Origin of the sequence: Vibrio sp. OPT46, from assembly GCF_015163535.1 — a bacterium.
In the GTDB taxonomy this organism is placed as follows: domain Bacteria; phylum Pseudomonadota; class Gammaproteobacteria; order Enterobacterales; family Vibrionaceae; genus Vibrio; species Vibrio alginolyticus.
Map to the genome: position 1 here is coordinate 171,742 of NZ_JADDYG010000824.1, position 3,863 is coordinate 175,604.

Here is a 3,863-nt window from a genome sequence, read left to right on the forward strand (position 1 = left end):
GCCAAACCAGACGCCACATTCCAAAATACTGGCGGCACTCGCGTATTGACTGGCAACTTAGGCAAAGCCGTGGTGAAAGTGTCTGCGGTGAAAGAAGAGCAACGCGTGATTGTTGCACCAGCGATCGTATTCCAATGCCAACACGAAGTGGAGGCCGCGTACAAACGTGGCGAGCTGAACAAAGACTGCATCGTTGTGGTCACACACAACGGCCCAGCGGCAAACGGCATGCCTGAACTACACAAGCTGATGCCAATTTTAGGGAACGTGCAAAAAGCGAGCTTTAAAGTCGCGCTAGTGACGGACGGTCGTTTATCTGGTGCATCCGGTAAAATTCCGTCTGCGATTCACGTTTCTCCAGAAGCCATTCGTGGTGGCGCGATTGGTTTAGTGCGCAACGGTGATTTGATTCGCCTTGATTGTCAAACGGGCGAACTGAACAACTTAAGCGACACCACTGGTCGCGAGTTGATTCATTTCGATACCGAATCGACCCAACAAACTTGGGGACGAGGCTTGTTTAGCGTGATCCGCCAAAACGTATCGAGTGCAGAAGAAGGCGCAAGCTTTATTGTTTAAGGCGAGAAGAAAAACCTCGTCATTCCGACGAGCCTAAGCAAAATCAGGAATTTAATATCAGCGTGCAGTGAAGTCAGAGAAAACTCCTCTGCCACTGCACTTTTTGTTGGTAGATTCTGAATCACACTCGTTCCTCGCAGTTCAGAATGACGAGCTTTAGGATTGGCCTCGGTTCTTTCTAAAAAACGAATGAATCCGTCATTCCGACGAGCCTCAGCAGGATCAGGAATCTAATATCGACATGCTATGACGTCAGAGAAAACTCCTCTGCCACAGCACTTTTTGTTGGTAGATTCTGAATCACGACCGTCCCTCGCAGTTCAGAATGGCAAGCTTTAGGATTGGCCTCGGTTCTTTTTAAACGAATGAATCCGTCATTCCGATGAGCCTAGGCGAGATCAGGAATCTACTATCAACGTGTTGTGAAGCTAGAGAAAACTCCTCTACCACTGCACTTTTTGTTGGTAGATTCTGAATCACGCTCGTCCCTCGCTGTTCAGAATGACGAGCTTTGGGATTAGCCTCAGTTCTTTCTAAAAAACGAATGAATCCGTCATTCCGACGAGCCTAGGCGAGATCAGGAATCTAATAGCAAAATGCTGTGAAGCCAGAGAAAACCCCTCTTCCACAGCACTTTTTGTTGGTAGATTCTGAATCACGCTCGTCTCTTGCTGCTCAGAATGACGATATCTAGCATTCAGTAAATTACATCAAGCGGTCTTCATCACTACGACGGCAGCAATCACCACAAAGATACCAAACCAGCCGATTGGTTTGAGTTTCTGCTTAAACAGCAAGGCTCCACCCACTGCGGTACCCAAGATACCGATCGCACCCCAAGAGGCATAAGCAATGGCTAAGTCGATCTCTTTCACCGCTTGTGCCAACAGCGTGAATGCTGTCAGTACCAACACAATCGCCGCAATGCCCCAGCCTTTATATTTAAAACCTTTTGAGCGTGTCAGCGCCATATTGGCCATGATATCGACCAAGGCAGCCATCACGACAAATCCAAATGACATCGTAAAAAATTGACTCATGATTCGCACCTTGTACTAGTAGAAAATGAACGTTCTTTTGCCGGTTTATCGGCATTTTTCTTGGCGTTAGGTTGACCATGTGATTCCCCTAAGGTCACACACACAATGCCAACAACGGCTAACATCAAACCAAACAACTCTTGATGGTTTAAGTGTGCATCAAAGGCGATGATCGACACCACGGTGATCAACGAGATACCTAACCCTTCCCAAACAGCGTATGCCACACCTATCGATATTTTCTTCGCGGCAAACGCGAGAAAGTAGTAAGAGATTGCGATCAGCACATACATTACGATGTAGCCCCACCACCCGTGCCCTTGTCCGATAAGAGACATAGTGCTGGTACCAGCCACTTCGGCAACGATGGCGAGCAATAAAAATAGACGTGCAACTAGCATGATTAATCCTCCATCAGAAATTAAAAAAATGCATAACGGAGAATGGTGAATGCCGCGTACCTGTATCGACATTCAAAAAGTTAAAAAGATAAAAATGAGCCACTTCTCCTGACTATTTGAGATAAGGTTAGCGCTGGGTAGGAAAAAGAGACAGGTAATTGAGATATTCATTTTTGAATATCTTAAGAAGTAAGTTGTCTATGTAATCACACAATATTGATAAGGTTAAAGCATCTACTCTCTCATTCAGCCGATGCCATAAGGTGACGTCATTGCGTAAAAATCAGCGGCGTATTGAGGGTTTGTCGCACCACTTTATGCAGGTGTCTGTGCAAAGGATGGTTGCGGTTGGTTTGAAGGAAACCGCCAGAGACAACAAACTGGCTAAACTCACGATTAACGGGTGGCATTGCGTAAGAGGCGAGTTCTGGCATCAACAATGCCGAGCTTTGACTGGCATACATAATCGCGTCGGTTTCTTGCAACATTTGGCAAGCCAAACGCAAATTATAGGACTTCAGTAACACTACTGGCTCATAACCCATGCGTCGATACTCGGACTCCACGGTACAAAGCGGTTTATATGACGCAGGCGCAGGCAAAGAGACGAGTGGTAGTTTGGACACCGTGTCCCAATCATTGCTGACTTTCGACAACGTTGGGTGGTTTTTGCGCGCCAAAATCACTCGTTTTTCAACGAATAACGGGCGCATGTAAATGTCTTTCGACAGCTCGGTCTCTTGGTCAAGAATGCAGTAATCGTGCTCGCCTTCTAACATTTCATCGTGCGAGTAAGTATTCCAGCTGGAAAAGGCAAAGTGCGCTTTGGGAAAGGCTCGATGACAACCAGTGAGCAGTCGCTGCCCTTGTTCATCCATCAAATAAGGGTCAGTTACAATCGCAATCTGCCCTTGGTATTGCAGTGGGTCGAACACTTCAAATTCTTGCACCACTTTTTCCAGTGGCGCAACCATATTGTCGAACTCGGCGGCGAGACGAATCGCCATGGGTGATGGCTCTACCCCATGTGCTTTACGCACAAAAAGCGGGTCATCAAACACTTGCTTCAACTTCATCACACCGCGGCTGGCGCTCGGTTGAGAAATGCCAAGCTGCATTGCGGCCAGCTTGATGCTGCGGTTTTCCACCACGGCTTTTAATAAACGCATTAAGTTGAGATCCAATGCATCCAGCTGATGTGCCATACCCTAACCTACCAATACCATTGATGAGCGAATACAAAGAGCAGTTAACAATTAGTTAAACACTCTCTCCCGACGTGATCTGATACCCCATATCGAAGACTTTTTCTTCTTGCGTTTCGCCTTTCAGGCGCGCAATTAATAGCTCTGCGCTCTTTACACCAATTTGGAAACGCGGCGTATCAACGCTGGTCAGCTTCGGGCTGATGGTTTGACCGATATCCAGCGCGTTATAGCCCGCCACTGCCAATTTCTGTGGAACTTGAATGCCACGTTGCTGCGCACTCAGCATGGTGCCAATTGCGATGTCATCGTTGGTACAGAACACCCCATCGAGCGTTGGGTGCGTTTCCAGTGCGCGTTCGAGCAAATCATGCGCTAAAGAAAAACTAGAATGATCACCAGTTAATACATGTTTGGGTTCTAGCCCTGCTTCTGTCATCGCGCGATCGTAACCTTGCATCCGCAATTTGGTTCGCGTATCCAGACGCGCGCCAAAATAGACGATTGTACGCTTCCCCGTATCTAGCATCTGCTTAACCACGGCGTACGACGCATCTTCATGATCGAGTCCAACCGCCATATCAATCGGCTCCGATGGCAGTTCCATGGTTTCGACCACCGGAATGCCCGCATTTTTG

At 47.5% G+C, this 3,863-nt stretch carries 5 protein-coding genes; 1 reads left to right on the forward strand and 4 read right to left on the reverse strand.

Features of this window, described 5'->3' with window-relative positions; translation table 11 throughout:
- Positions 1-579: dihydroxy-acid dehydratase (locus IQR33_RS28870; RefSeq protein ID WP_193844267.1), on the forward strand; the 579-nt coding region annotated here is incomplete at its 5' end.
- 710 nt (positions 580-1,289) lie between these two features.
- Here IQR33_RS28870 and IQR33_RS28875 read toward each other — a convergent pair.
- The 4 genes from IQR33_RS28875 to IQR33_RS34800 all read right to left on the reverse strand — a co-directional run.
- Positions 1,290-1,619, reverse strand: a complete 330-nt coding sequence (locus IQR33_RS28875; protein WP_005478614.1) for an SMR family transporter — start codon at positions 1,617-1,619, stop codon at positions 1,290-1,292.
- Positions 1,616-2,020: an SMR family transporter gene (locus IQR33_RS28880; RefSeq protein WP_005384225.1), complete on the reverse strand. Its 405-nt coding sequence runs from the start codon at positions 2,018-2,020 to the stop codon at positions 1,616-1,618. Before IQR33_RS28880 ends, IQR33_RS28875 begins: the two co-directional genes overlap by 4 nt.
- 269 nt (positions 2,021-2,289) lie before the next feature.
- Positions 2,290-3,225 (reverse strand): LysR family transcriptional regulator, encoded by a 936-nt coding sequence (locus tag IQR33_RS28885; protein WP_005379132.1) that lies wholly within the window; start codon positions 3,223-3,225, stop codon positions 2,290-2,292.
- A gap of 55 nt (positions 3,226-3,280) precedes the next feature.
- A partial coding sequence (locus tag IQR33_RS34800; RefSeq protein ID WP_228014203.1) for a substrate-binding domain-containing protein occupies positions 3,281-3,863 on the reverse strand: 583 nt, incomplete at its 5' end.